Here is a 26,918-nt window from a genome sequence, read left to right on the forward strand (position 1 = left end):
TTCCGTCTGCCCGGGGTACTAGCGTCTATGGCGAGTACCAGCGACGCCGGCGCGGACGGCGCTACCCGGGAGATTCGACTCGTCGAAAATCCCGATGGGCAGTGGACCGCCCGGGACCAGACAGTCGGTGTGACCGCACAAGGCGACGCCGCACTCGACGCTCTGGACGATGTCGTGGCTGCCGTGCGCGGCAAGGGCGGGCACGAACCCACCGAGGAGGAAATTCGCGCGCTCGGCGTCGATCCCGAGGTCGCGCGCTCTCAAGACGGCGAACTGCCGGACGTCCTGCAGTAACGCGGCGATGGTCACGCACGACTTCTCCGGTGAACGGTCATTTCCGACCGCGACGCCGGGGAAAGTCGAGACAAATACGGGAAAGACCTTTCCATAGCGTGAACGTACACTTGGCTATGGCAACGAACACCGACGACCGCGGGCGGATTTACCTCCCGAAGGACGTCCGCGAACGGTTCGGCGACCAGTATCGGATCGTCGAGCTCCCGACCCACGTCGCGCTGTTTCCCATCGCCGACGATCCCCTCGCTGCCGTCGAGGACGCCATCGGCGACCGCCTGGACGGGACGCCGTCGGATGAGGCGAAAGCCGAAGCGCGGCGGAAGGCTCGCGAGGAGATCACGGCCGAACGCGGGGAGATCGACGCCGCAGGCGGGGCACAGTAACCCCGGATGTACGTCGAAAGCGATTTTTTGTTTGCCCTCGCGAAACCATCCGATTGGTTAAAAGCGGACGCCGAGGTGGCGCTTGACGAATACGACATCCACACATCGATCGCGACCTACACCGAGTTTCTCGTCTACTTCTACGACGAGGCGGCCGGGGAGTACACGCTCCCAGTCACGGAAGTGATCCCGAATCTCCTGGAGCTCGTCCCCGTCCGCCCAGACGAGCATGAGGACGCGCTCCTCGCAGCGGCGGCGTTCATCGACGAGGAGGAGCTTACACCGTTTGACGCTGTCCACGCCGGGATCGCCCACATCGAAGGCGAGGCCGTCCTTTCGACAGACCGGGCGTACGATTCGGTCGGTGTCGAGCGTGTCCCGCTCGACGAGGTCGCCGGCGAGTAACCGGTGGGGCACGGCACAGTTGCGCCGAGTGATCGATAGGTCCGAGACACCAATCCGTCACAGTCGTGAATCGTCGTCCAAACAATCACTCCGTGTTCCGGTCGACCGTGAGGGTGGCGGCCTCGCGCTGAACGAAGTCTTCAACGCGGGCAAGAACGTCGCTCACAGCCTTCACAAGAGACTCCACTCAAGGCAAAACTCATTCAGGTGAGGCGCACCCGGTCTGTGTGAGCCACTGGATAGGATGGTGGCCTGAACGGCGATTTCACGTCGCCGTCACGTCGACAGGCGTTCTCCAGTCAGTCCTGTGCGTTGGTAACCCACGACTGAAGTCGTGGGCTTCCGCCTTGCCACTCTGTGAGTGTCAGGATCAACAATGCCTGCTCAGTAGAATGAGCGCGAGCCCGTCGACCGCGAGTATCACCGACAGTGCGAGCGTCCCAAGCAGGGGCGTGGATACTGAGCCAAGAAGCAAGCCGACGCCGACGATTGTACCGATCAGGAGCGAAAGCGCTCCGAACACCAGCATCATAATGCTCCCCGTATCGAGGAGGAGCAGGTCGCTTCGGTTCTGGAAGCCAGCCATAGTGACCGATGTGGTGAATGCCCACAAATATCCTCTCCTCGAATTCTCAGCGTTGATGCTCTCGTGGTCCTCTTTGCGAATTCGTTTGCTGAGGATCGTCCGTTCATCGGTGCCGACGTTTACGCCGGGCATTCAGGCTCGTCTGGATCCCGATTTTCACGCTATTTCTTCGGACGACCCCGAACGTTCGCTGCCCGGTCGAAACGGAGTCGCCTGTGACCCACATGCGAACGGGCTCGTCGTCATGGTGGACTGCCCCAAGTAGTAACCCCCGCGGCACCGCGGGAGCGACGCGATTCTCCGCGGTCTGGTTGTTGCTTCGGCCCATGAGGACCCGGCAAACATCCCGAGTCCGTGCCACGACGGCGTGTGGGGTTGGCGTCAATGACGAGGTACCGGCGATATACTCAAGAGATACACACTCGTAGTTCCGCTGGAACCCAGCCCCCAATGACCGATTACGACGACCTCTTCGAGACGACCGCCCCCGACAACACCCTCTTTATCGACAAGCGGGCGCTCGACCCGCTGGCCGGGCCCGCGGAGATCGTCGCCCGTGACGCCCAGCAATCGAAGCTGGCACGCCTCCTCAACGGCGTGCACGAGGGGTATCTCCCGACGACGGTGTCGATCTACGGCCCGCCCGGGACGGGCAAGACGCTGACCACCCGCCGGGTGTGTCGGGAGTTCGCCGCCCGGAGCGACGTCGTCGCCGTCGAGTACGTCAATCTGAAGGAGTGCCGCACGCTATTCAGTGCCGCCAACGAGATCCTCTTCGAGCTCGCTGGGGAGAAGAAAGGCGCCTACGAGGGGATCGACGGGGTCTTCGAGGGGATTTGGGACGCCTTAGAGGCGTATCCCGAGTGGCCGATCCTCATCCTCGATGAGATCGACCACCTCACCCAGGACTCGAACTACGACCCCAACGACTTCTTCTATCGGTTGTTGCGTGGCGAGGGGAAGCTCAAGCGGGGGCTCAACCTCTCGGTGATTATGATCAGTAACGAGTTGTTGGAGGTGGACTTGCGGTTGGACAGTCGGGTCCAAAGCGCCATGGACGGCGAGGAGGTGTACTTCCCGCCGTATGGGATGGTGGATCTGGAGGCGATCGTCACACCGCAACTCGACCAGGCGTTCGTCGACGGGGCGATACCTGAAGAAGTACGTGAGTATGGCGTGCGGGAGGCGGCGCGGCGCTGGGGCGATGCCCGCAAGGCGCTACGGCTGTTTCGCCAGGCTGGGGAGACGGCGACTGAGCGTGAACTCGACCAGGTGACGCGAGAGTGTGTGGAGGTGAACTTGGAGGCGACTGAGCAGGCGGCGGTGACCGAGAAATTACTTGGCTTACCGTTGAATCACTTCCTGGTGTTGGTCGGGATCACGGGCTGGGATCGAGGTGGCGCGATCAAACAACCGGTGCGGACAAACGAGGTCGTAGAGGCGCTTGCCGACCCCGACGCGCCACAGAGTACGCAGTTGGGGGAGCGGGCGGTACGCAACATCCTGACCGAGTTAGAGACGATGGGCCTCGTGGAGACATGGATCAACTCCCGTGGCCGAGAGGGGCGCATCAAACAGATCAAGACGACATTCGCACCGCAGTGGGTGCGGGCGGCGATTCCATTGTATTTTGACGCGACCGTTCACACCGACCCCATGGCACTGTCCACCGACGTCACGGAGTGACCGTCGCGCGAGTGGGTGGTCGGTGGGGAAGAAAAACGGACGGTTCGGTTGGCATAGCCCCGACAGCGGCTGTCTTAGCCCTTTGTTCGCGTCGGGGCGTGGTCGACAAGCGGGCTGGCGACAGGGTGTCCCGTGCCTCTTAGGTGCATCATAGTATCCACATGTCCGGTTGTGACCATTGAGGTATATCGCTTGGAAGCCTTGATTCAATGACACTCTATGGCAACTGAACGAGAAGAAGTTATCGAGATTAGTGTCGAGAACATTCGCGCGCTCAACGAGCGGATTAAGGCGGCCCGTGCCGACGGGCTCACACCCGACAACGAGCCGCTGCAGCTGCAGCGGATCCGAACACTCTCACAACTCATCCGACAGCACCGGCTGTTGACCCAAGCGACTGGCGACGATGCGGAGGACACGCGGCTCGATAACTGGCGCAGATTTATCACTGGGGACTACGATCGGGAGGCGGTGGACGATGAGGAGTGACGCTCCGAGCACCCACTTCCACACACGGTGCCTGTAAGAGCAGGTGTGCGATGTTTTCTCCCGACGGCCACCGTGCTCGGCCGGCTATGCGTGACGGCTGATCGTGGACTGCAAGGGAGTGTGAGCACCCCGGTCGGGAGAGGCACGTGGTGCAGACGGGACGGACTGTACGGGGTGCAGCTTCGCCATCGCACGACGGTGCTGGTGCAGTGATCGCGTCGTTCACGTACACGTGGAACTTGCTCATCGTGTGGCTGTTGTGCCCGTTTCGCAGGTAGTGGTTAGGCCTCGCGCGGATCTTCGATAAGTTCGTAGAGGCCGCCGCCGAGCTGGGCTACATAGCCGTGTTCGACAAGTCGAACAAGTCTGTTTCTAATATTCCCCTTAGAGTATCCCGTTTCCTGAGCGATATATGCTGCTGTGCATCTGCCCTCATTAAGGCAGTCGAGAATCACTTGGTCGGATGGATTGAGCTGTTCTGAATCTAGCGCCACTATTGAGGTTATGGTCGTGAGCCGACCAAAAATATGATCTATGGAGCGGCTGTGAAAATACGCGTATTAGATAAACGATTCGTAATATCTAACTCCTTGTAGCCTCATAGGTAAGATCGAGAGCGCGGTCTATCGGTCATGAAATGGCCGGGTGTTGGAGCACCCGACCGCGCTTCTCGGAGTGAGAAGCAATGCACACTACGAACGGTACCCTAGAAGAAGATACCGCCAGCCTGACCGGTTGCACCACCGAGTGGTGTCCCGGTCCAACGAGCACGGAGCTTCCCTGTTTCGTGTGCTTCAATCCCGATCGTGACTACGTGCTCCCAGCGCCTGCCAATACTACCGCCGAAGAGCGGGCAGACTTCACGCGATGAACGACGACTACGTCCATCCGTGGGACCAGCCTGAGGCGGAGGGAACGCATCGAACGGTACAGACGACGCTTCACCAAACGCTCACCGGCCTGCCGGTCGGCTTAGCTACCCTGGACGTGATCTGTAGCGCGTGTAAGCGAGCGATACAGGAGGGCGACCACCTCTGGGTGTATGCGTATCGGGCGGCCGACGACCCGGAGTGGCTACTCACGCGTTGTTATTGTGAGGCGTGTGCAGTCGACGAGATCGAGACGCCGACGTTGGGGACGAGTGAGACGCTTGTCGAGGCCCGCCTCGATGTGGTAGCGATCACGAGCGAACAACGCCACCACCTGTGTCTGGGTGCGGTGGACGTCCGCGCATTCAGTCCGCTGACGGAGGGGGCGCGGCCGTGATGGAGGATCCGGAGACACCAGACTCGCTTCGAGCACGGGTTGACGCGCTCGAACGCCAGCTTGCAGCCATGCAGGCGGCGCTTGAGACCGCCACGAATCGCGATCTCCCGCTCCTGAAAGGGACCATCCGGTCACTGGTGGCAACTGACGTCGAGACGATCGACGAGTTCCCCATGGTTGGTGCGGCGTTCGGCGAGCGCGTCACAGCCCATGGGAACCGCCTCGATCAGCTTGAAGCACGGGTGGACCTCGTCACTCGCCAGTCGGACACGTCGACGAAAGCCGAGAAGATCGCGGCTGTCCTCACATTCGCACAAAACAAAGCCGACCGGACCGGGAAGGTGGCAGTGACGCCGGCAGAGATCCGTGGTTGTACCGGCGTGTCGCGTCGATACGCCTACGACCTCGTTGAGGCGATCGCTGCCGATGTCGATGGGGTCCGGATTCGCGAGAGTCGCCAGGTCAAAACTGGCAGTGGGACAAAGCGCAAACAGAAGGCGCTGCTGGTCGACTGTGAAGCAGTTCACGGGTTGGATGATGCTGTGAACTCCTTCACCACAGCGAACGGGGGTGATGGGGAGGTCTAGGCCACCAAGTCAGCAGGGAGTCGCTCGTGGTGGCTCCCGTTGGCGTTCGATTCAGATCGGTAGAACGAGAATGAATGTGTTCGAGAGTGGCGGGCATGGCATTCTCTCCGTGAAACTGTGTGCTAGTATCTGAGTGACTCGTCGGCCACGGACCCGGAATCGTGTGGTGAACGAGTTCATTCCGTGGTCGCTGTCGTGGTACGTCGACGATCAATCACCAAGACTCCGACCGCAATGGTACCAGTCACGATCGCCGGCCATATATCGGTACTCAGGTAGAGCCCAGGCGTTGGTGGCGCATACGCGGTGAGCGGCCACAGGAGTGGGTACGAATGGCCATATGCCTTAATCAGGAACGCGTCCGCGATGAGATGGGTAACGGCACCGAGTGACAGAAGCATGAATACACGAATGCGCTCTGTCGATTGAACGACAACGACTCCGATCAGGACGCCGACTAACGCCCCACCAGCAGTATGGACGCCGAACCAGCTGAAGGGAATGTTCAACAAAGCGGCCACACGGTCGCTCGGAATGAGGAGGTCGATCTTCGCGATATCGGGAATGAATGCCCCCGCCATACTCACAGTCACGTAGCGTGACGTAATCCAGTCGTAACGCCATGAAAGAACCAAGCCCCCCGTATACGCGAGGAACGCGTGGGTGAGCAGGTCAGGCATCCGTATTGTCCTCCTCGCTGGTCGGGAGTCGAGATGTTAGAGCGGTTCGTATGGTGAGCGGTGTTGAACGGGGAACGACACGAACGTGTCGCCAGTCAAGACGCCACTGTCGGAGTATGCGGAGGAGGACCCACAGACCAGCGATGAAAGAGATCACATACATATACAGGTAGTTGCCGGCCGGGACGACGACCGTATTGATCGCACGGACAGTCCCCCTGTCGGTGAGCGTGCCGTACACCTGCATCGTTGCCCCCCGGGAAGGGGGTGGTGTAACGTCAGTCACAGTAAATCGAGATGAAGTACGAACAAATTGGCCCGCTTGAACGTGTGTGTATTCGTCTTGGATGACCACTGGGTCTGTTTGGACGACAGTTCCGGACACAACGACGTGCTCACCGAGATAGTCGTCCGTGTGTTGGACAACGTCCTCAGCGCCGGGATAGCGGCCCGCCTGAGGCTGTGGCGTGAGCATCCCATAGCCGACGAATGCAACGAATAGCATTAGCAAAAGTACGCCAAGCGTAACAATACGAGAGGTTCGCGATTCAAGCATCAATTCGTATCCAGTCTACTCCCGAACGGATAATAAATACCTCCGTGGGCACCGTTAGGCTTGGCGTTCAAGCCGGGAACTGACGACGTTCGTAATTCTCGGGAGATCTCCGTGATCGAGGCGTTGCAGGAGCGAGGTGCGACCATCGTCGCCTATGACCCCGTCGCGACAGAGATAATGCGTGAGCACTTCCCCGACTTGGAGTATGCCGACTCCGCTGCTGGCGCGCTCGCCGGCGCTGATGGTGCCGCTGTGGTTACTGACTGGGATGAGTTCGCCGCGCTCGATTCGGAGTTCGACGCGATGGCGAATTCTGTGGTGGTCGACGGTCGTCGTGTGATCGAGCGTCGAGACGGGCTGACGTATGAGGGGTTGACGTGGTAATCTGAGATGGGTACGGGTTTATCGACGGTCTATCGATAGCGGGGTGATCGACTCGATACTATCGGCTAGATTGAACAAGCTTCGCCTGTCCGACGATACTACCATCAGCGCATGCGGGCCCAGACGGTGGCCACCCAGATGTACAGACACAGCGGTCGAATTCAACTGGTGAGTTTGGCCTGTGGAGGCGCGCTACATTCGTGATTCTCGGTACCACTCGATCGTGTGCTCAAGCCCTTCCCGGAGCGAAACTGTCGGCTCGACCTCGAGTTGATCACGCATCCGTGTGATGTCCGCTTTCGAGTGGTCGATATCGCCCGAGCGGACGTCCGTATGAACGATGTCAGAACGAGTGTCCGTTATCTCTTGGATCTCCTCGGCTAACTCGCGGATCGAGGTCGATTCGCCGGTACCGACGTTGTAGGGGTTCCCAACCAGGTCCGTTGTCGCAGCCGCACAGTTCGCCCGGACAACGTCGTCAACGTAGACGAAATCGTGTGTCTGCTCACCATCCCCGTGAACGGAGATGTCTTCACCGGAGAGCGCCTGTTCAATGAAGACGCTGATGACGCCGCTGTAGTCGCCCGCGACCTGCCCGGGTCCATAGACATTGAAATAGCGGAGCGGGATGGCCTCCAGCCCGTACAGCTCGGAATATAACCGCGCGTAGTGGTCGATCGTGAGTTTGTCGAGCCCGTACGGTGAGGTGGGCTCTTTCGGGTGTGTCTCAGAGGTCGGGATGGACTCGAGATGACCGTAAATCGCCGCACTGGACGCCCAGACGACTCGCACGTCATTGGCGCGAGCAGCCTCAAGCAACCCGAGCGTCACCTGTGTGTTGATCTCGTGGCTGTCAGTCGGATCTTCGACAGAGCGCTGGACGCTCACAAGGGGGGGGCTTCGTGAAAGACAATATCCTGCAGTGCATCTGCTAGTCTGTGCTGAATCAGATACATTCGTTAGCAATCGTCGTTAATTCACAATACGGCCAGACAAAGCATTCTATAGAATTAATTACATATATGTTCTGAAATAATATAGAATATGAAGAACTAGCATCCAGATTGATCGACGTTTGGGTACTGAATCGCCGCCATCGGCTCCGCGCGTGAGACTATGGAACTTGTCCAGAGCGGGATCGACACCGAGCAGATCCGAGCCGCCCCACTTCCCGACCACGGCTACGACGTGCTCTTCACGGGCCGGCTGATCGCTCACGAACGCGACCGTCGACGATCTCGCGGACGTCCTTTCACGTACTCTCGACGGCGAACGTCCGCCCACGGGTCCCGTCGAACGAGCCGCCCGGTACGACTGGGACCGCGTCACGGACGACGCGCTCGCCGCCTACCAAGCGGCCGTCGACGGCGAGTGGTGAGTGGACTGTCTGCTGTTCTCCGAGGATAGAATTCCGGTGTTCACATCGATCAGCTGTGACCGGTTGTACGCCGTTCCAGGATTTGTACAGTTCCGGTTGTTCGTGAGGAACTCGCGAACAGTGTTGAGTTTCCATGGGTGACCGTCTTCGACCGTAATGCCGCCGACCACGCTGAGATGGGATCGCCGACGAGAGTCTGATCTGGGACACTGACGAACAGGTACTCCGGCGCGTTCAAGAGCAGAACCGGGGTGGGACCAGTCGTTTGTCGTACCCGTTCTGTTCACTGCATCTACGGGTTTCACGTGATCAGCCGGACCTTTGAACGCACATCACAGATGCCTAGATCGCTAAAATCGCTCAGAATCTCCGAAAGTGAGTATAGAACAATGCAGAGAAGAATCAGAGGTCGCTGAAACAGCCAACCGGTCTTCTCAGGCACTCGAGAGGATACCGACGAAGAAGCTCCCGAACACCGCCTGAATCCCCACCACGATGGCGGTAAACGCGATCAAGCTCACTCCGATCGCGGGGGGAGTTTGATAGCCAGAGACGATCCAGTCCAACACGGTCCCAGCGGCGATTCCCGCGCCAGCTGTGAACACGATCAGCCCTGAAGCGACGCCAATTTCCAGCGTAAACTGATTCGTCATGTATTCGGTTATCGGGTCACGCGGCCGGCGGATCGGATCGCTCGCGATCGTCGCGTAAATCCCGAAACTCGCGATCTGGACGCCCGAGATTATGAGCAGACTCCCAGCTAGCAACGTCCGGACGCCAAACGCCGCACCGTTGAATTCGACACCGCTGACGGCGAGGCCCATGCACAGAGCACCGACGACGCCGAGGACGATACCCGGTACCGAAAACAGGTACCCCGGCGCGTTCTCAAGCATGAACCGGACGTGGCGCCAGCCGTCGGAGAAGCTGTCGAGCGTCTCTTCGCCCTCCCGCTCGTGATAGACGATCGGCCGCTCGGCGATCTCGAGGTCTTTCGCCCCCGCTTCCATGATCATCTCGGAGGCGAACTCCATGCCAGTCGTGTCACAGTCCATCCGGTCCCACGCCTCCCGGGAGAACACTCGCATCCCCGAGTGGGCGTCCGAGACGCCGGCACCGTAAAACGCGTTCAAGAACGCGGTGAGCAACGGATTGCCGATGTACTGATGCAGCGTTGGCATCGACCCCGAGCGGATCTCGCCGTTGAGGCGCGAGCCCATCGCCATATCCGCGTCGCCTGACTCCACGAGTTCGATGAGCTTCGGGAGGTCCTCGAAGTCGTAGGTGGTGTCGGCGTCGCCCATGGCTATGTAGTCGCCGCGAGTGCGTGCGAACGCATAGCGGTAGGCGTAGCCGTATCCCGGCTGGTCGGGTGTGACGACGATCGCACCCATCTCCTCAGCGATCTCCGGTGTGCGGTCCGTCGAGCTGTCGGAGACGATGATCTCCGCGTACACTTGGAGCTCTTCTACTGCTGTCCGAATGCGCTCGATACACTCGGCGATCCCCTCTTCTTCGTTGAGCGTCGGCATCACGACGCTCAACGTGGGTCGGATTTCGCTGTCGGACCCGACGATCAACTCCGCTGCTGGCTGTTCGTGCTGTATCTCGGAAGCATCCGGTTCCGTATCGGTTGCCCCGATTCCCCCAGGTTGATTGAGTGACTCTCCTGACATAGTTGCTCCTTACGGACTGTTGATGACGCGCTCCCCGCACTCGACGCAGACGTACGCGTCGTCGACCGTCTCGGTCGCCGGTGCATTACAGTCGATGCACTTCACCCGAGAACTCCGCGCTGGCCGAGGATAACGTCCCATACTATCTTCATAGAGACGGGATAGAAAAGTGTGTCTTTGTCTTCAAGTCCCACGTCCCAAAGCTTCACAAAAATATACGATGTTCTATCTTGAGACACAACAAGCACCTACTGAACCCGTAGTACCCTCCTCAAATCCACTGTGTTGACCCTTCTACGGGATCTCATGAGTTTGTCGGTCAGTTGTACACGCGAGGCGGACTGCCTTATCACTCAAGGTTAGAGGCTCCCATCTGAGCGCGGCGAGGTTCTCGATCGACAGACGCATCTTGGGGACGTCGACCGTCCAGCCCCGGTCGCCACCAGTGTACTCATACGTCGAGTCCACTCCCAATTCATCGCCAACGATATCCGCGGGGCGATTCACTGAGGTGGTCGTTCGTGAGCCGAGATGGTACGTGTTCAAGTTCCTCAAAATGGCTCTCGACTCACTACGGCAGGCGTGAGCTCGAGTGAGGGACGGAATAAATCTTGTCTACACGTAATAATCCGTCAAGCCACACAGTCAGTCAATTCTGGTTCTTTCTGGTGGCGTACAAGACGGTGAACATACCCCGGGGTCAAGCCTCGGGGCACTCTGCCTTGAGTTCTGTAGAGAAGCCGACTCGAAGTCACAACCGATTTGCGTCTGCCGTAGCTTCCATCCGCTATGCAGACCGTCATTCTCGCCGCCGGGCAGGGGACCCGGATGCGGCCACTCACTGACCGGCGTCCAAAACCCATGCTTCCGGTTGCGGAAACACCACTCGTCGCCCACACCGCGGAGGCGGCGGTCGCGGCCGGCGCTTCGCGTCTCGTGATCGTCGTCGGCTACGAATCAGAAGCTGTGCGCACCTACTTCGGCGACGAGTTCGCGGGCGTCCCCGTCGAGTTCGCCGAACAGCCTGACCAGCGCGGTACCGCCGATGCCGTCCGCAAGGGCGCATCACGACTTGAGGACGGTCCCTTCGCCGTGCTCAACGGCGACGCGCTGTACGACCACGCATCGCTGAGGACGCTGTACGACTCCGCGCCCGCCGTCGGATCGTATCGAGTCGATAATCCGAGCGCCTATGGCGTCCTCCACACGGAGGAGTCGGGCGACGAGACACGCGTGACCGGCGTAACAGAGAAACCGCAAAAGCCGCCGTCCGACCTGATCAACACGGGCGCGTACGTGTTCCCCGCAGCGGCGCACGATTGGCTCGATGTCGGCGAAAGCGAACGCGGCGAACTCGAACTCACCGATGTGCTTGAACGCACGTGTACAGAAACCCACGTCACGGCAGTTCCGTTCGACCGCTGGCTCGATGTTGGACGTCCGTGGGAACTACTCGAAGCGAACGAGTGGAAACTCGACGAACTGGAGCGTCGGATCGACGGCGACGTCCACGAGGATGCCGACCTTCGCGGCGCGGTCGTCGTCGAGGAGGGCGCGGAAGTCGATGCGGGCGTCGTGATCGAAGGCCCTGCGTTGATCCGATCGGGCGCGAGTGTCGGTCCGAACGCGTACGTGCGCGGGCGTACGCTCCTCGGGCGTGATGCGAAAGTCGGCCACAGCGTCGAGATCAAAAACAGCGTGCTGATGGAGGGGGCCACGGTGGGGCACCTCTCGTACGTCGGGGACAGCATCCTTGGACGAGATGTGAACTTCGGGGCGGGGACGACCGTCGCGAATCTTCGCCACGACGATTCGGCTGTACAGTCGGTCGTGAAAGGTGAACGCGTCTCAACCGGGCGTCGGAAGTTCGGCGTCGTCTGTGGTGACGGCGGCAAAACGGGGATCCAAACGAGCCTGAATGCGGGCGTGAAACTTGCCACCGATGCACGGACGATTCCTGGGGAACGAGTCCTCAAGGAGGATCCTGAAGCGACTACTGAGAGTTAACCGTTCAACGGCCTGAAAGCCACACAGCGCGTCCGTCTGGTCTCGAGCAGTTTGCCCCGATTATTTATCCACTCATCCGCCGAGATGCATGTATGAGTGGTATCGAGCTCCGAGACGAGACGCTCATCGTTAGCCGAGAGCCGAACCAACTCGACGAACTGGCGATCGAGTTCTCGGCCATTCTCGACCGATTCGGCATCGACCACGTATACATCGCAGGATACGTCTCAATTCTCGCCGGACGCGCTCGTTCGACCGAAGATGTCGACGTCTTCATCGAAGACATCGACGGAGAAACAGCAGCAGCCCTTGCTGAGACACTGAAGGATGAGGGGTTTTGGGGTGCAGCGATGCCACTCTCCTCGATGTACGAGATGCTGTCAAATGGTGATAACATCTGGGTTGCCCTCGAGGACCAGGTGACCCCGCACCTCGAGGTGAAGTTCCCACGTGATGAGTTCGACCGCGCGTCCCTCGAGAACTCGATCACCGCTCGCATCGCTGGAGAGACCATTCCGATCGGTCCGTTGGAACTCCAGATCGCCTACAAACTCTACCTCGGTGCCCAGAAGGACCTCGAAGACGCAGTCCACCTCTACACGCTCTTCGAGGAAAGCCTTAGTTTCGACCGCCTCGAAGAGTGGGTAACGCGCCTCGGCGTCGAAGACGAATATGAGCGACTCAAACGTGCCTGACTACCTCGACGCGAAACACGAGCAGAATCGCCACGAGCGGATCGAGGCGGTCAAGCGCTGGGTCGAGTATATCAAGTCCGAGCCGCCGAAGAAATGGGGACCACAGCAGAACAGCGTCGTGAACGATCAGCTTGAGGCCGCCCAGAGTGTACAGACGTCTGCTGTCCATCAACAGCACGTGAAAGACGTCGCCGAAGAGATCGCCGACGCGCGGGACGATTCTGACGAGGGTTCGGATTGACCTCCTCCCGCGCCTGAAGACGCGCGGCACACCCTACTACCTCCAGACCATCGATCCCACCCAGTCGCTTGGAACGAACGTCCAGCAGTCGATCCTGTCAGAACGCGGCCTGCTGTACTCTGAACCCGAATTCCTGCTCCGGACCGAACTCCGACAGCCGAATACGTACTTCAGTATTCTCCGCGCCCTCGCTCATGGACGTCGCACCCCGAACGAGATCGCGGGCATGGCCGGTGTGGATTCGGGGTCGCTCAGCACGTACCTTCAGAAGCTTCGCCGACTCCGCCTCGTCGAACGCCATATCCCCGTGACGGCGTCGCCGACAGCTTCGAAACGTGGTCGGTATCGCATCGCCGCACCACTATTCAGATTCTGGTTCCGGTTCGTGTATGGGAACCAGGACCAACTTCGGATGCTCGACGACGACGCATACGACGAACTTGTCGCACCCGAGTTAGCGGATTACGTGAGTTCGTTGTTCGAACGCCTCTGCCAGCGAGCGCTCCCGGAACTCGTGGACCGCCGATTCCGTGACGTCGGACAGTGGTGGTTCAAGGAACACGAACTGGATGTCCTCGGCCTCACCGACGAGGGACTCGTTGCCGGTGAGTGCAAGTTCACCTCCAGACCCGTGAGCGAAGGTGTCCTCGCTGACCTCGAACGAACTTCGTCGGAAGTCCGGTGGTCAGAAGGGGGGCCGAATGGGGAACCACTGTACGTCTTGTTCAGCCGGTCCGGGTATACCGACGATCTTGAACGAGTCGCCGACGCGCGTGATGACATACTCCTCTATGGGCTGTCCGATCTGGTTACCTCCCACTAAGCAACTTGTCAGCCGCTCTCAGATTCACTCACGCACCCCCCTCACCCTCGAGTGAGGTACCGCACTCCTTGCACATGTCCGACTGCCACGGCACGGTCTCGACCACCGCTCGTTGGTCCTCACACCGCGGACAGTACTCATATCGTTGGTTCTCGGGCACCGCGTCATCACAAGTACGAGACTGCGAGAAATAGTTTTTGGATAGTTGATAGGGCCGGGGAACCACTGAGCGAACCCGAACGAACCATCGACACGGCAAGCGTGCTCACCCGGATCAGCTCGGATATCACCCGACGACAGCAATTAACCCGGCCGGATGGCCGTCGGACGCACCGCAGTTGAGGACTCAGTTTCGTTGTTCCACAGGTGGAACTCGCGTCACTTCGATTCGGACCGCCGCCGCTCCGACGCGGCAGTGACGGCCGCGGCCTGTGGCTCGCTCAATCGTCGTCGTGCCTCACGCACCGCCGTCCAGTCGTACTCGTCATGCTCCCCAGACAGCGACACGTCCCGTTCATTCACCTGACAATAGTAGTACACCCCGAACCGCCCGTTCCCATCGTCGTTGTGCCACACGAGCGTGTCGACGGGCGTGACGACCTCCGGCTCGAGCGTCGTCTCCTCTGTGATCTCACGCCGGACGCCCGCGACGGCACGCTCGCCGCGGTCGACGCGGCCGCCGGGCAGTTCCCAGCCGCCGTCAGTCGCTCGCCGGACGATCAACACCTCGTCGGTCGGCGCGAAGACGACGCCGCGCTGGGACACGGTCGCGCGAAGCGGCTCATCCGTCATCGGTTGAGGTACGGACGTATCATGTATCAATGTGGCGAGCACTTTGGCACCCACTCCCCCTGAAGAACGACAGTGCTCCGTGCTGTTCTGCAACCCCAGCCGCGATCGCCCCGTTTATCCACACCCCACACCTCCCCGTTATCGTGTTACCGCTGGGACACCTCGCGTTCGCGTACATCTGGTATGCGGGCTACGCGGCCGTCGGGACCCACCGCCTGCCCGCCCGCGCCGCGCTCGTCCCGCTGGCGATCGGCAGCCAGTTCCCCGATCTCGTCGACAAACCGCTCGCGTACATAGAGGTCCTTCGATACGGTCGATCGCTGGCACACTCGCTGTTCACCTTCGCGATCTGTTCGATCGCCGTGTGGTGGGTCGCCCGCCGACTCCACGGTCGCTGGGCGGACGGAACCCTCCCCGAGCGGCTGCGGATCGCCACACCGGCAGCCTTCGCCGTCGGCTACCTGAGCCACCTCCTCGGCGACACGTATCGGTCCCTGCTCGCCGGCGACCTGTGGGCCGCGCGGTTCCTGCTGTACCCGTTGTTCCCGATGCCGACCTCAGCCGGCGACGATATCGCCCCCTGGATCCGGCTGCTCCAGATCTATCAGGATATGGAGACGCATCCCCAGCTGGAGCTGATCGCCGTCGCGCTCGTCGTGTTCGTGGGACTGCGAGTACGACGCTACTGGAAGCAGGCGCACGTCGACCGCGCCTGAAGCGGACCCGACCATCCACGGCTCCCCGACTACGGGCGAGACGTCCCGCTTTGCCTCCACCCCGTCAATCGTCGAGCTCTGGGAACGATTCTGGACCGAAGTCCCGAAACCCGAGTTCGAGGTCACGTGACTCTATCACCCCTCGTCGTGACCGCGAAGTCGTCCAGTGAGTTCCACGACGATGTCACCAACGGGATCGAGGCGCTCGAACGTGGCGACGAGGTGGATTCCACGCCGACGCTCTCGTTCACCAGCTACGACGACCTCATGGAGACGCTGACGCCGCGTGTCCTCGATCTCATCGAAGCCATCCGCCGAGAAGAGCCATCCAGCATCAACGAGACCGCCAGGGTTGTTGACCGGGACGTGAAGAACGTCCGCGAGGAACTCAGTCGGCTCGCCCAGTTGGGCATCACCTTCTTCGAGGAAGACGGCCAGAGTAAGCGTCCGGTCGTCAGGTTCGACGAACTCGTCATCACCCTCCCGTTCGATCCAGAAACTGGCGATACGGCCACTGCCGCGCCGTAGCGCTCACCTTCCCGGTGGCGGCGGTCGAGTCCCGACTCACCGTCTCGCTGACGCGAATCCGTTCGTCGGCAGTCGCCGTCGTACGTTGTCGCGGCTTGGTCATTGGGCCCAAACGGCAGCTTCTACTTCTTCGAGGTATTGGTTCGTCCGCTCGTGAAGGTCAAGAAAGGCAGACGTCGACCTCGGTGAGATCAATTAACGACCAGTCGTCTGTAAGGTCGTCGGCAAGCCCATCGACGAACCCGCTCTTCGAGAACAGGGCGAATTCCTCCTCTCTCGTCTCCGGGCCCCATCGAACGTGCGGGGCCTTCTCCCGGAGCTGTGACGCGACCGAATGGCCGACAGGGTCGCTCGTCCACTTGCATTCCGCGAGCAGAATACGGTCGTCATCCGGAGCGAGGCCGACGATGTCGATCTCGTGTTCGCCGTACCACCATCGCCCGACTTCGGAGTAGGGCGCGAGTTCGCCACGTCGGATCTTCTCCCACACGACTTCCTCACAGACGTCCTCGAACGTCGGTGCGACGTGGTCGGGAAGGGTCGGTTCGATCGTCCCGTCGAAGACGACTTTCGGGGCCTCTTCGATGCTGGAGCGATTCGGTTCGACGAACCGGAACCAGAAGCGCAGAAATTCGTCGGCGACTCGATATCGTGACCGCTTCGACTGTTTTGCCGACGCGGTCACAGGGACAGCACGGTCGATGAGGCGCAACCGCCGGAGTGTCTGAAGATACTTCGAGAGTGGTCCGGAGTCGATTCCAGTTGCACCAGCGATTTCGTTGGGAGTCGTGTGCCCCGTTGCTACTGCTTCGAGGATGCTCATGTACCGGGCCGGGTTGCGAAGCTCGCTTTGAAGGAGGAACTCGGGTTCGTTGTACAGAACGGCAGTGGGGGAAAGCATCTGTGTTCGGATGTTCTCACCGAGAGGGAGATCATAGTCGAAGAGCGTGAGGTACATCGGGGTCCCCCCAGTGACGGCATACGACCGAATCGCATCCTCGATATCGTATCCAATGACCTCGCGCGCTTGCTGGAAGGAAAACGGCTGGAGATCGATCTGTCCTGTTCGTCGACCGTACAGTGGACTTTCGTGGCCGAGCACGTCGGATTCCATCGTGCTAATGCTGGATCCGCACAGGACGAGCATCGAGTCCGTATTCTGGAGTTGCTCATCGATGAACGACTGGAGATAGGACGGAAGCGAGTCGTTCTCTGCTACGAGGTATGGGAACTCATCGATGACGAGGACGAGCTGTTCGGTGGCGAGTTTCTCGCCGAGATAGTCGAAGGCCTCGTCCCAGCCACCGATACGGGGGACGCGGTCATCGAAGTGTTCGGCGATCTTTTCGATGAATTTCTCACGCTGACGGGCTTCGGCCTCTTGTGCTGCGAGAAAATAGATGTGCGGTCGGTCAGCGCAGAACTCCTTGAGGAGTGCAGTTTTCCCCACGCGCCGGCGACCGTAGACGACATAGAACCCGCACTCTGGCGACTCGAAGGACGTTCGGAGAGCATCGAGTTCTTGGTCTCGGTCGTAGAAGGTCATACTCTGGATAATGATTATTGCGATAATAACTTATAGCTTCCTCCATGTACCAACTTCGTCACCGTTCATGGGCGAGGGTGTTACTGCCTCGTGCGCCGGAATCTCCCACGAGCGTTCAGTCAACTACTTGCCCTGACGGCATGTTTCTGGGGCTTGCGCAGCTATTGAAATCGGATGCACGTGGACCGTCTTGGGGCAACGAACAGGGACACCCCTCGTTTCGTCTGTTATCTGGTTGTGAATGGAGGGGACCCAGAGTTGGGCTCAGGACACGGTGGGGGGACACACCCCTCGTTTCGTCTGTTCTGAAGAGAACACACACGTCCCCTCTTGTCAATTCACCTCACGTCGCCGGGTCGGTCTCGATCGCCTCTCTGGTCTCTAGGACGATTTCGGGGTCGAGCGTGAGCTCGTACCGATAGTGAGCGCCGCCCGCGCGGCCGTCGTTGCGTTCGCTGCGTTCGAGAAAGCCGAGCATCGTGAGGTCCGCCAAGTGATTCTGCACGCTCTTGAGCGTCGTGAGCGGATCGTGGCCCCACCCGACGGCGACGCGTTCGTACACGTCCTTGATCGCCTTCGAGCGTACACCCGTCTCGCCGTCGCGTTCGAGCCGCGCGACCGCCTCGAGGATGAGCTGTCCGTGCATCGTCTGGTCGCGGAGCTTGTCTCGAACGCGACCGCGCTGAACCCGGTCGCTCGCGACGTGGATGTGTTCGTCGACGATGCGGTCGGCGCCGCGTTCCTCGGCCACGTCGCCGCCCTCGCGGAGGAGGTCGATCGCCTGCCGCGCGCTGCCGGTGTCCTTGGCTGCCATCGCCGCACACAACGCGATCGACGACTTCTCGTAGGCGCCATCGATCAGCGCTTTCTCGGCGCGGTTCGCCAGGATCGACCGCAGCTCGCCGGCGTCGTATGGTGAGAAGCCGATCTCCTTCTCCATCAGGGTGTCTTTGACCTTCGGACTCAGCGACGACCGGAACGTGTAGTTGTTGCTGATCCCGATCAGGCCGACCCGCGCCGTCTTGAGGTTGCCGTTCGCGCGGGCCCGCGGTAGTTCATACAACAGTGAGTCCGGATCCGAGAGGTGGTCGACCTCATCAAGGACGAACAGAAACGTGCCGCCGCGGTCGTCCATCTCCTCGTACAGCGTCTCGAGTGCATGCGACGTGGAGAGGCCGGTCTCAGGGAACGGCTCGCCGTCGTCGCCGCGGATGCTGTGAATCAGCGACCGCACCGTTCGATACACCGTGTCGTCGTTGCAGTTGTGCGAGTGGACGTGGAGATCGTCGGCCTCGGAGCGACGGTCGACTTCGTCGGCGAGCGCGGATGTGATGTACTCGGTAACCGCGGTCTTGCCGACGCCGGTCTTCCCGTAGATGAAGACGTTCGAGGGGTTGCGACCGAACAGAACGTCCTTGAGCGCGATCCGGTACGCATCGATCTCCTCCTCGCGCTCGACGATGTCGTCCGGCCGGTACTCCTCGGAGAGGATCGACTTGTCCTCGAACAGCGTCTCGGTCATCCCGGCGAAGAGATCCTCGCTCATCCTACTCGGATGCAGGGTCGAGAACTGGGGATATAACTCTGTTCTTGTGTTTCGGCTGTTTCGTGTGATTTCACACCTGTCCACCAGTCCTGTCCACCAGTCGCTTCTACATCTTGACCGGCAGTACGCCGCGGCGTACAATGGCGGTCCGCTCAGGTGCCCCACCCCTAAAGGGATCAGAACAGACGAAATGAGGGGTGGGGGTGATATCGGGAGAGCACTTGTGTCGATGCCCGTGGCTGATCGAGCTCCTGAGGTGGCGTGTCCAGTAATTATCGCAGTTCTCGTACGCCTGTGTCCACGGCGATAAACAGACGAAATGAGGGGTGTCCCCCTACGGAGTCACTCTACTGCGAGAACAACCGAGACCCCACGGCACCAGCACACAGCAGGCCGAACCCCGGATCAGCGTGACTTCGACCGTATATCGACTGGACAGCCCGCTGTGTACAGTTCTCGTGTAGTGGATACCGTCAGTACACCAACCGACAATGATGAGAGTAATCGATTGAGTTGACACTGATCTGTATCCCCTCGATTGACGCCTTCTCCAGTGTGGATATGCGGGATACGCTCGGACTACAGTGGCGTGGTCGCCTCGACTATCGCTGAACTCGCAGTGTTCGACACTTTGTGGCGTATCCCCTCGAGAGACTCCGCTACACGCCCGAATTCAGAGGATTCGCTATGTGCCATCGATCGTAGTTGAGTATCGCCACTAACTGGACAACAGTGGCTGAACCCCCGAATTCGCGAGTATAGCTGTAGCCAGCAGAGTACGACCAGTCGTACAGGGTGAGTGGCTCAATTCGAAATACCCACTGTAGCCCAGAGTATCCCCGCGAATACGGCGAATGCGCCGCAATTTCTGTGCCGGACACGCGAGTAGAATGCAGGTTTCAGCCTCGCTCACGCCCGAATACGATCACGGGTGCTTGGGTGTCAGCCTCCGGCAGCGATTTCTGGATGCAAATTCGGTATCATCCGCTCGTTCACGTACAGTGCGGGTGAATTCGGAGGGATACGTGTATCTCATATCCCAGTGACAGTAGCGGCAGCCCAGCAGCGATCGATCGCGACCGAGACAACCGCTGCAGGTATTCCAAGTAAACGCGACCCGACAGAAGCGGAGAGGCTTTCTCTTTCGATAATTTGGACCGCACTGTCATATACCTGAATGTGAGACGTACTAGCATGCACGCGAGCGACGATCTGCCGCAGCTCCGGGAGCCGGACGCCCTCGAGAACCTCCCCGAGTTCGGGCTTCGGTACCTCTTCGACGACGGCTCGAACCCGAGTTCGGTGACCGTCTACGATCCGGAGACCTTGGAGACGACATGGATCACCGTCGACGCCGACGCGGCCGTGTCGCTCGACGACCTCCGATAGGACGAATCCCATTCGAATCGGTCCTCCGCTCGAACTCGACTCGCCTTCCACACCCGCCGACTGTCCACTCCAGTGAACACACTCCGGGGTCAAGTCCCGTGGCAACCGCCTTGTACCGCCTGTACAAGCGAACCCTCAGCCACGGCCGCAAGGGGAAGCGTTTACGCCGATCGGGTCCGAGCGACGTGACATGACCGACATACGCACCAGCGGCGCGAACGGCCCGCCTCGACCGCCCGGTCGGCGCGACCACCCCGCCGAACCCGACGCCCAGGATGGAGGTACCGACCGATGAGCGACCTGCTCTCGCGGGTCGTCGTCCCCGTCGCCTCCGACGCTGACGCGTCCGCCACGGCCGCCGCGATCGCCGCCTACGACGCTGAGGTGGGCGAGGTAACGCTCGTATACGTCGTCGAGAAGGCCGGCGGCGCCCCGGACAAGGCGAGCGTCGAGCAGCGCGAGTTAGCCGCCCGCGAGGCGTTCGACACCTTCGACGCCGCGCTGCCGAACGTGCACGTCGACCGCGAGATCGTCTACGACACTGACATCCTCGACGGCATCCTGTCGGTCGCCGCCGACGTGGACGCGACCGCGATCGCGTTCACGCCGCGCGACGGCGGCCGCTTCGTCCGGATGCTCACCGGCGACATCACGCTGCGGTTGGTGACTGACGCCGACCGGCCCGTGGTGAGCCTGCCGCGACCGACCGACGGCGACGACGAATCGCCGGAGGACGAATGAGCGGCGACGAGGAGCTCGCGAAGGACCTCGGCCCGCTCGCGGCGCTGACAATCGGCGTCGGGACCATGATCGGCGCGGGGATCTTCGTCCTCCCCGGCGTCGCGATCAGCGAGGCCGGGTCGTTCGCCGTGATCTCGTTCGTGCTCGGGGGCGCCATCGCGATCCTGACGGCCTTTTCCGCCTCCGAGTTGGGGACGGCGATGCCGGTGTCGGGGGGCGCCTACTACTACGTGAATCAGGCGCTCGGTCCGATGTTCGGCTCCGTGGCCGGATGGGCCAACTGGATGGGGCTGGCGTTCGCCTCGGCGTTCTACATGGTCGGGTTCGGCGAGTACGTCGTCAACATCTCCGGCGGGTCGATCGCCGTTCCGTTCGTCGGGATCGCGATCCCCGTCGGCGTGAAGGCCGTCGCGCTCGCGGGCGCGGCACTGTTCGTCATGATCAACTACGTCGGCGCCAAGGAGACCGGCCGGCTCCAGAACGTGATCGTCGTGCTCCTGGTCCTCATCCTCACGGTGTTCACGATCGCGGGCACGCTCCGCGCGGACCCGGCGAACATCGCGGAGGGGACCGGCTTCGGGCCGATGCTCACGACGACCGGGCTCATCTTCGTCTCCTATCTCGGGTTCGTCCAGATCACCTCCGTCGCCGAGGAGATCAAAGACCCCGGACGGAACCTCCCGCGGGCCGTCATCGGCTCGGTCGTCATCGTGACCGTCATCTACGCGCTCGTGCTCATCGTGATGAGCGCCGCCGTCGAGCAGGGGTTCATCGCGAACATCCCGGACGGCCAGATCGCGGTCGTCGAGGTGGCGCGGATCGTCCTCGGGCCCGCGGGGGCGATCGCGATGCTGATCGGCGGGCTGCTGGCGACCGCCTCCAGCGCGAACGCGTCGATCCTCGCGTCCTCGCGGATCAACTTCGCGATGGGCCGGGATCGCCTCGTCTCCCCGGAGCTCAACGAGATCCATCCCCGGTTCGGAACGCCCTACCGCTCGATCGCCGTCACGGGCGCGCTCATCCTGCTGTTCATCGTCCTCGCGGACGTGAACACGCTCGCGACGCTCGGGTCGGTGCTCCACCTCGTCATCTACGCCCTGCTCAACATCGCGCTGATCGTGTTCCGCGAGGCGAACGTCGAGGGGTACGAGCCGAGCTACACCGTGCCCCTCTACCCGGCCGTGCCGATCCTTGGCACGATCGTCTCGCTCGCGCTCATCGTCTTCATCGAGCCGACGGTCGTGCTCATCGGCGCCGCGTTCGTCGCGTTCGCGCTGGTGTGGTACTTCGGGTACGCCCGATCGCGTACGACCAGTGAGGGCGCGCTCGCGGACTACGTCCGCTCGAAATCCGACGCGATGCCGGACGCCGCCGTCGACGCGGCGGACGCGGTCGCCCCCGACGGCGGGGAGTACCGCGTGATGGTGCCGCTGGCGAACCCCGCCACCGAGGCAACACTCATCGAACTCGCCGCGCGGATCGCCCAGCAGCGCGGCGGGACCGTCGACGCCGTCCATATCGTTTCCGTCCCCGACCAGACCTCCCTGGAGTACGCCGCGGACAACGTCCGCAAGTTCGACGACGGGAGCGACGAACTGCTCGAACGTGCGCGTCTCGACGCCGAGGAGTTGGGCGTCACGGTCGAGACGAGCACCATCGTCTCCCACCGCTCGTTCGAGGAGGTGTTCGACGCCGCCCGCACCCACGACGCCGACCTCGTCGTGATGGGTTGGGGGCCGGAGGGCCACGGCTCTCCCGGCCGCGTCGAGGGGCGCGTCGACGAACTCACGCGGAACCTCCCGTGCGACTTCCTCGTGCTCAAGGACCGCGGCTTCGACCCCGAGCGCGTGCTCGTCCCGACCGCGGGCGGCCCGGACTCGGACCTGTCCGCGGAGGTCGCGGGCTACCTGCGGGAAGCGTACGGCTCGGAGGTCCGGCTGCTCCACGTCAGCGACGACGTGGACGAGGGGGAGGCGTTCCTCGCGACCTGGGCCGACGAACACGACCTCGGCGACGCCGAGCAGGTCGTCGAGTCCGGCGACGTGGAGGCGGCGATCCGACGCCAAAGCGAGGACTGTTCGCTGGTCGTCATCGGCGCCACCGAGCGCGGGATGCTCTCGCGCCTGGTCTCGGGCGCGCTCGCGCTCGACGTGGTGGACGAGGTCGATGCCTCCGTTCTCCTGGCCGAGCGACCCAGTGACCGCAGCCTCCTCGACCGGCTGTTCGGCCGCTAGCCGTCGTCGAGCGCGGGGTCGTCGAGGACGACTGCGACTGGGCCCGAACCGGAACCGGTCCGGGTCGGCTCCCGGTCCCGGCAATCGCGCCGCCGAGGGGCAGCTACTTCCGACGACGCCCGGACTCTGGATCGATGACCGACACCGACGCCCCGGACCCGGGCGGCCCTCCCGAGACGCCGCAGCGACCCGTCACCGAGGAACTCCACGGCGAGTCGATCACGGACCCGTACCGCTGGCTGGAGGGCGACGACGCCGAGGTCCGGGAGTGGACCGACGCACAGAACGAATACGCCGAGGCCGTCCTCGATACCCCGCACCGCGAGGCGCTGGCCGAGCGCTTCGAGTCGCTCGGGCGCGTCGGCCAGTACGGCCCCGTCACGCCCGCCGGCGACCGCCTGTTTCAGGAGGTGAAGCGTCCGGACGACGAACAGCCCGTGCTCTACGCGTACGACGACCCCGACGCCGTCGGCACCGACGAGGGGACCGTGCTGGTCGACCCGAACGAGTGGGCCGGCGACGGCACGGTCTCGATGGACTGGTTCGTCCCCGGCCCCGAGGGCGAGTACCTCGCGTACGGCGTCGCCGAGGGCGGCGACGAGCAGTACGACGTCCGGATCGTCGACGTGGCGACGGCCGAGGTCATCGAGACGGTCCAGGGCGCCGGACGAACCCAAAAAAACGGGTTCGCGTGGGTTGAGGCGGACGGCGACGGCGTAACCGATACTGACACTACCGACGACGCGGCCGCGGCCTCACCTCGGGGGTTCTACTACGTGACGACCGGTGCCGCCGGCGACGATGGCGCCGGCGACGCTGACGGCGAGGGCGGCGCGGGGGAGGACGCTGACGAGGCGTCCGACGGCCAACTCGACAAGGCGATCCGCTATCACGAGTTCGGCTCCGGGTCGGCCCCCGCCGACGACCACGTCGTCGCCGACGATATCGGAGAGACCACGTGGCCGACGCTCGTGAGCGACGGCGACGCGCTGGTCGCCGGCTATGTCGAGGGATGGGAGCGCTCCGACGTGTACGGCTACCGCGGCGACCCGACGGAAGCCGAACTCCGGCCGGTGCTCACCGGCGTCGACGCGGTGTTCACGCCGACGATCGACGGCGACCGCGACCGCCTGCTGCTCGCGACCGACCACGGCGCCGACTTCTCGCGTGTCCTCGCCGCGTCGCTTGACGCCGCACTCGCGGGCGAGGCGGACGAGCCCGAGGCGTACGACGAACTGATCCCCGAGACGGACGCCGTCCTCCGCGGCGTCGAGCTCGCGGGCGACCGGATCCTCGCCCACTACCATCGCGACGCCAGCTCCGAGCTCGCGATCCTCGACACCGACGGCGAGCGCGAGCGGACGGTCGACCTCCCGGCGTTCCCAACGGTCGCGGGCGTCCACGGCGCGAGCGACGACCCCGAGGCGTACCTGACGGTCCAGTCGTTCGCCGAGCCGCCCGCCGTCCGCCGCGTCGCCCTCGACGACGGGACGACCGAGACGCTGTGTCGGCAGTCGACCGCGATCGAGTTCGACATCGAGGTGAGCCAGGAGTGGTTCGAGTCGGCCGACGGCACCGACGTGCCGGCGTTCGTCGTCCGCCGAAGCGACGTGGACCCCGGCGGCGACAACCCCGCGCTGCTCAGCGGCTACGGCGGCTTCCGGGTGAACCGAACCCCGACGTTCGACCGCTTCCGCCTGCCGTTTCTCGCCGCCGGCGGCGTGTTCGTGCTCGCGACGCTGCGCGGGGGCACCGAGTACGGCGAGCCGTGGCACGAGGCCGGGCGCCGGGGGAACAAACAGCGTGTGTTCGACGACGCGCTCGCGGTCGCCGACGGCCTCGCCGAGACCGGCTGGGCGGACCCCGACCGCATCGGCGCCGTCGGCGGCTCCAACGGCGGGCTGCTCGTCGGCGCGCTGATCACCCAGCGACCCGACCGCTGGGCGGTCGCGCTGTGTCACGTGCCGCTGCTCGACATGCTCCGGTTCCATCGGTTCCTGCTCGGTGCCTCGTGGACGACGGAGTACGGCCACCCCGAGGAGGACCCGGAGGCGTTCGCGTACATCCGCGAGTACTCGCCGTATCACAACGCCCCCGAGGCCGACTACCCCGCGACGATGTTCACGACCGCGCTGGGCGACACGCGCGTCCACCCGAGCCACGCGCGCAAGATGACCGCGCTCGTTCAGGAACGAACCACCGGCGACGAGCCGGTGATCCTCCGCGTCGAGGACGACGCCGGCCACGGCGTCGGCAAGCCCACGTCGATGCAGGTGCGCGAGAACAGCGAGCGCTGGGGGTTCGTGTTCGAGCGGTTGGATCTCTCGGTAGACCGGCTGTAGACGAGAACACCGACACGTCGAGTCGAGGTCGACTAGTTCGACTCCGACTTGTACGATTCTGTGTGATTATCGACCACGTTCATCTCCTCGTCAACGATGACAGTGAGTCGATCACCGTCGATTTCGAACACGACCTCTACTTGAAGCGGATCGATATCGGTGACCTCCTCGGACCGCTCGTATGGTAACGACCACGGAGGCAGGCTCCACGGATCGAGACCGTGGTCGATCAGGAACGTCGAGACTGTCGGATGAAACCTGATCTTTCCGGCGACGTTTCCGTACATGAACCACGCACAGCGCTCGCAAGCGACGTGGACCACGGCATCGTGATCGCGGAGGTTCTTCTCCTCCCAGTATCCTTGCGTCGGCCCTATCGACCAGTTCGTCCTTCCAGCGCAGTACGGACAGATCCCGTGGAGCATCGACGATTCATCGCGTATCAACCGAGTTTTGGCGGCACTCACGAGCGATCGTGGATCGTCGGTGTCGAAGTTCGAAACCGGAACTGGATAGTACATGACGGATTCGCCGCAGTCGGTACAAGCGATCCGTAGTCGTCCATCCTCGTACCATGCGTTCATCGTTCCACCACAGTGCTCACAGTCCACGATATCCGCGGGTTCGAACGGTTCGACCTCGATTTCCGCGTCGAACCGGTGCGCCACGATCGCCTGATACGCCCGGATCCCCGCGAGCGTCAGCGCGTACCCGCCCTCGCGGTCTTCGATGAACTCGCCGATGAGTTTCTTTAGGTGGTAGTTGAACTGGCCGTTGTCCTCGACTCCCGTCACCGCCTGCAGCTCCGAGAACGCCAGCGTCGCGTACCCGCCCTCCCCGCTGGCCTCCCCGAGCGCCGAAATGATCCCGAGCCGCGTCTCGTTCGCCAACAACTCGAACGTCCGCCGCGACGCCTCGTCGTCCATCTGTCCGTACTGCCACATG

Annotated in this window: 25 protein-coding genes and 3 pseudogenes; 18 read left to right on the plus strand and 10 right to left on the minus strand. The window is 62.2% G+C overall.

Annotated features, from left to right (window positions below):
• Positions 1-27 precede the first annotated feature (27 nt).
• From ABJD39_RS02415 to ABJD39_RS02425, 3 genes are all read left to right on the plus strand, one after another.
• Positions 28-294: a type II toxin-antitoxin system HicB family antitoxin gene (locus ABJD39_RS02415; protein ID WP_348611646.1), complete on the plus strand. Its 267-nt coding sequence runs from the start codon at positions 28-30 to the stop codon at positions 292-294.
• Positions 295-410: 116 nt separating this feature from the next.
• Complete coding sequence (locus ABJD39_RS02420; protein WP_348611649.1) at positions 411-680, plus strand: AbrB/MazE/SpoVT family DNA-binding domain-containing protein; 270 nt, start codon at positions 411-413, stop codon at positions 678-680.
• A 6-nt stretch (positions 681-686) separates the two neighbouring features.
• The gene (locus ABJD39_RS02425; protein ID WP_348611652.1) at positions 687-1,085 is read left to right on the plus strand and encodes a PIN domain-containing protein; all 399 of its coding nucleotides are present in this window, start codon (positions 687-689) and stop codon (positions 1,083-1,085) included.
• Between the two features lie 370 nt (positions 1,086-1,455).
• Here the strand turns inward: ABJD39_RS02425 and ABJD39_RS02430 are convergent, their stop codons facing one another.
• On the minus strand, positions 1,456-1,803 hold the full coding sequence (locus ABJD39_RS02430) for a hypothetical protein (RefSeq protein ID WP_348611655.1): 348 nt from the start codon (positions 1,801-1,803) through the stop codon (positions 1,456-1,458).
• Positions 1,804-2,121: 318 nt separating this feature from the next.
• Here ABJD39_RS02430 and ABJD39_RS02435 point away from each other — a divergent pair, with 318 nt between their 5' ends.
• Positions 2,122-3,357 (plus strand): Cdc6/Cdc18 family protein, encoded by a 1,236-nt coding sequence (locus ABJD39_RS02435; protein WP_348611658.1) that lies wholly within the window; start codon positions 2,122-2,124, stop codon positions 3,355-3,357.
• Positions 3,358-3,576: 219 nt separating this feature from the next.
• Positions 3,577-3,846, plus strand: a complete 270-nt coding sequence (locus tag ABJD39_RS02440; RefSeq protein WP_348611661.1) for a hypothetical protein — start codon at positions 3,577-3,579, stop codon at positions 3,844-3,846.
• Between the two features lie 281 nt (positions 3,847-4,127).
• Here the strand turns inward: ABJD39_RS02440 and ABJD39_RS02445 are convergent, their stop codons facing one another.
• Complete coding sequence (locus ABJD39_RS02445; protein WP_348611664.1) at positions 4,128-4,340, minus strand: helix-turn-helix domain-containing protein; 213 nt, start codon at positions 4,338-4,340, stop codon at positions 4,128-4,130.
• 373 nt (positions 4,341-4,713) lie between these two features.
• Here ABJD39_RS02445 and ABJD39_RS02450 point away from each other — a divergent pair, with 373 nt between their 5' ends.
• Positions 4,714-5,112: a hypothetical protein gene (locus ABJD39_RS02450; RefSeq protein WP_348611667.1), complete on the plus strand. Its 399-nt coding sequence runs from the start codon at positions 4,714-4,716 to the stop codon at positions 5,110-5,112.
• Entirely contained in the window at positions 5,112-5,699 is a 588-nt protein-coding gene (locus ABJD39_RS02455; RefSeq protein WP_348611670.1) for a hypothetical protein, read from the plus strand. Before ABJD39_RS02450 ends, ABJD39_RS02455 begins: the two co-directional genes overlap by 1 nt.
• 176 nt (positions 5,700-5,875) lie before the next feature.
• Here ABJD39_RS02455 and ABJD39_RS02460 read toward each other — a convergent pair whose 3' ends face one another.
• Positions 5,876-6,379, minus strand: a complete 504-nt coding sequence (locus ABJD39_RS02460; RefSeq protein ID WP_348611673.1) for a metal-dependent hydrolase — start codon at positions 6,377-6,379, stop codon at positions 5,876-5,878.
• A 604-nt stretch (positions 6,380-6,983) separates the two neighbouring features.
• Here ABJD39_RS02460 and ABJD39_RS02465 point away from each other — a divergent pair.
• Positions 6,984-7,319, plus strand: a pseudogene (locus ABJD39_RS02465) (UDP binding domain-containing protein); the annotation flags it as partial.
• A 192-nt stretch (positions 7,320-7,511) separates the two neighbouring features.
• On the opposite strand, the gene ABJD39_RS02470 reads toward ABJD39_RS02465, so the two are convergent.
• The 3 genes and pseudogenes from ABJD39_RS02470 to ABJD39_RS02480 all read right to left on the minus strand — a co-directional run.
• Complete coding sequence (locus tag ABJD39_RS02470; RefSeq protein WP_348611676.1) at positions 7,512-8,207, minus strand: NAD-dependent epimerase/dehydratase family protein; 696 nt, start codon at positions 8,205-8,207, stop codon at positions 7,512-7,514.
• Between the two features lie 924 nt (positions 8,208-9,131).
• The gene (locus ABJD39_RS02475) at positions 9,132-10,373 is read right to left on the minus strand and encodes a glycosyltransferase family 2 protein (protein WP_348611679.1); all 1,242 of its coding nucleotides are present in this window, start codon (positions 10,371-10,373) and stop codon (positions 9,132-9,134) included.
• A 294-nt stretch (positions 10,374-10,667) separates the two neighbouring features.
• Positions 10,668-10,925, minus strand: a pseudogene (locus ABJD39_RS02480) (hypothetical protein); the annotation flags it as partial.
• Positions 10,926-11,162: 237 nt separating this feature from the next.
• Between ABJD39_RS02480 and glmU the strand changes: the two are divergent.
• The 4 genes and pseudogenes from glmU to ABJD39_RS02500 all read left to right on the plus strand — a co-directional run.
• Positions 11,163-12,380, plus strand: a complete 1,218-nt coding sequence (gene glmU, locus ABJD39_RS02485) for a bifunctional sugar-1-phosphate nucleotidylyltransferase/acetyltransferase (RefSeq protein ID WP_348611682.1) — start codon at positions 11,163-11,165, stop codon at positions 12,378-12,380.
• A 92-nt stretch (positions 12,381-12,472) separates the two neighbouring features.
• Entirely contained in the window at positions 12,473-13,075 is a 603-nt protein-coding gene (locus ABJD39_RS02490; RefSeq protein WP_348611685.1) for a hypothetical protein, read from the plus strand.
• Positions 13,053-13,316 (plus strand): hypothetical protein, encoded by a 264-nt coding sequence (locus ABJD39_RS02495; RefSeq protein ID WP_348611688.1) that lies wholly within the window; start codon positions 13,053-13,055, stop codon positions 13,314-13,316. Before ABJD39_RS02490 ends, ABJD39_RS02495 begins: the two co-directional genes overlap by 23 nt.
• A gap of 25 nt (positions 13,317-13,341) precedes the next feature.
• Positions 13,342-14,139 (plus strand): annotated as a pseudogene (locus ABJD39_RS02500) (ATP-binding protein); the annotation flags it as partial.
• Between the two features lie 378 nt (positions 14,140-14,517).
• Here ABJD39_RS02500 and ABJD39_RS02505 read toward each other — a convergent pair.
• Complete coding sequence (locus ABJD39_RS02505) at positions 14,518-14,931, minus strand: NUDIX hydrolase (RefSeq protein ID WP_348611691.1); 414 nt, start codon at positions 14,929-14,931, stop codon at positions 14,518-14,520.
• Between the two features lie 143 nt (positions 14,932-15,074).
• Here ABJD39_RS02505 and ABJD39_RS02510 point away from each other — a divergent pair, with 143 nt between their 5' ends.
• Both ABJD39_RS02510 and ABJD39_RS02515 read left to right on the plus strand, forming a co-directional pair.
• Positions 15,075-15,647 (plus strand): metal-dependent hydrolase, encoded by a 573-nt coding sequence (locus ABJD39_RS02510; RefSeq protein ID WP_348611694.1) that lies wholly within the window; start codon positions 15,075-15,077, stop codon positions 15,645-15,647.
• 126 nt (positions 15,648-15,773) lie between these two features.
• The gene (locus ABJD39_RS02515; protein ID WP_348611696.1) at positions 15,774-16,175 is read left to right on the plus strand and encodes a hypothetical protein; all 402 of its coding nucleotides are present in this window, start codon (positions 15,774-15,776) and stop codon (positions 16,173-16,175) included.
• Between the two features lie 160 nt (positions 16,176-16,335).
• On the opposite strand, the gene ABJD39_RS02520 is transcribed toward ABJD39_RS02515, so the two are convergent.
• Entirely contained in the window at positions 16,336-17,721 is a 1,386-nt protein-coding gene (locus tag ABJD39_RS02520) for an ATP-binding protein (RefSeq protein ID WP_348611698.1), read from the minus strand.
• 343 nt (positions 17,722-18,064) lie between these two features.
• Positions 18,065-19,267, minus strand: coding sequence for an orc1/cdc6 family replication initiation protein (locus tag ABJD39_RS02525; protein WP_348611701.1), 1,203 nt, complete (start codon positions 19,265-19,267; stop codon positions 18,065-18,067).
• A 1,194-nt stretch (positions 19,268-20,461) separates the two neighbouring features.
• Between ABJD39_RS02525 and ABJD39_RS02530 the strand changes: the two genes are divergently transcribed.
• From ABJD39_RS02530 to ABJD39_RS02545, 4 genes are all read left to right on the plus strand, one after another.
• Positions 20,462-20,656 carry a DUF7511 domain-containing protein gene (locus ABJD39_RS02530; RefSeq protein WP_348611704.1) on the plus strand — a complete coding sequence of 65 codons (195 nt, stop codon included), beginning with the start codon at positions 20,462-20,464 and terminating at the stop codon, positions 20,654-20,656.
• Between the two features lie 291 nt (positions 20,657-20,947).
• Entirely contained in the window at positions 20,948-21,397 is a 450-nt protein-coding gene (locus ABJD39_RS02535) for a universal stress protein (protein WP_348611707.1), read from the plus strand.
• The gene (locus ABJD39_RS02540) at positions 21,394-23,631 is read left to right on the plus strand and encodes an amino acid permease (RefSeq protein ID WP_348611710.1); all 2,238 of its coding nucleotides are present in this window, start codon (positions 21,394-21,396) and stop codon (positions 23,629-23,631) included. Before ABJD39_RS02535 ends, ABJD39_RS02540 begins: the two co-directional genes overlap by 4 nt.
• A 134-nt stretch (positions 23,632-23,765) precedes the next feature.
• Positions 23,766-25,973, plus strand: coding sequence for a prolyl oligopeptidase family serine peptidase (locus ABJD39_RS02545; protein WP_348611713.1), 2,208 nt, complete (start codon positions 23,766-23,768; stop codon positions 25,971-25,973).
• Positions 25,974-26,005: 32 nt separating this feature from the next.
• On the opposite strand, the gene ABJD39_RS02550 is transcribed toward ABJD39_RS02545, so the two are convergent.
• On the minus strand, positions 26,006-26,917 hold the full coding sequence (locus tag ABJD39_RS02550) for a winged helix-turn-helix domain-containing protein (RefSeq protein ID WP_431357861.1): 912 nt from the start codon (positions 26,915-26,917) through the stop codon (positions 26,006-26,008).
• Position 26,918: the final 1 nt, after the last annotated feature.

Source organism: Halobaculum rarum (assembly GCF_040025155.1).
Lineage (GTDB): Archaea > Halobacteriota > Halobacteria > Halobacteriales > Haloferacaceae > Halobaculum > Halobaculum rarum.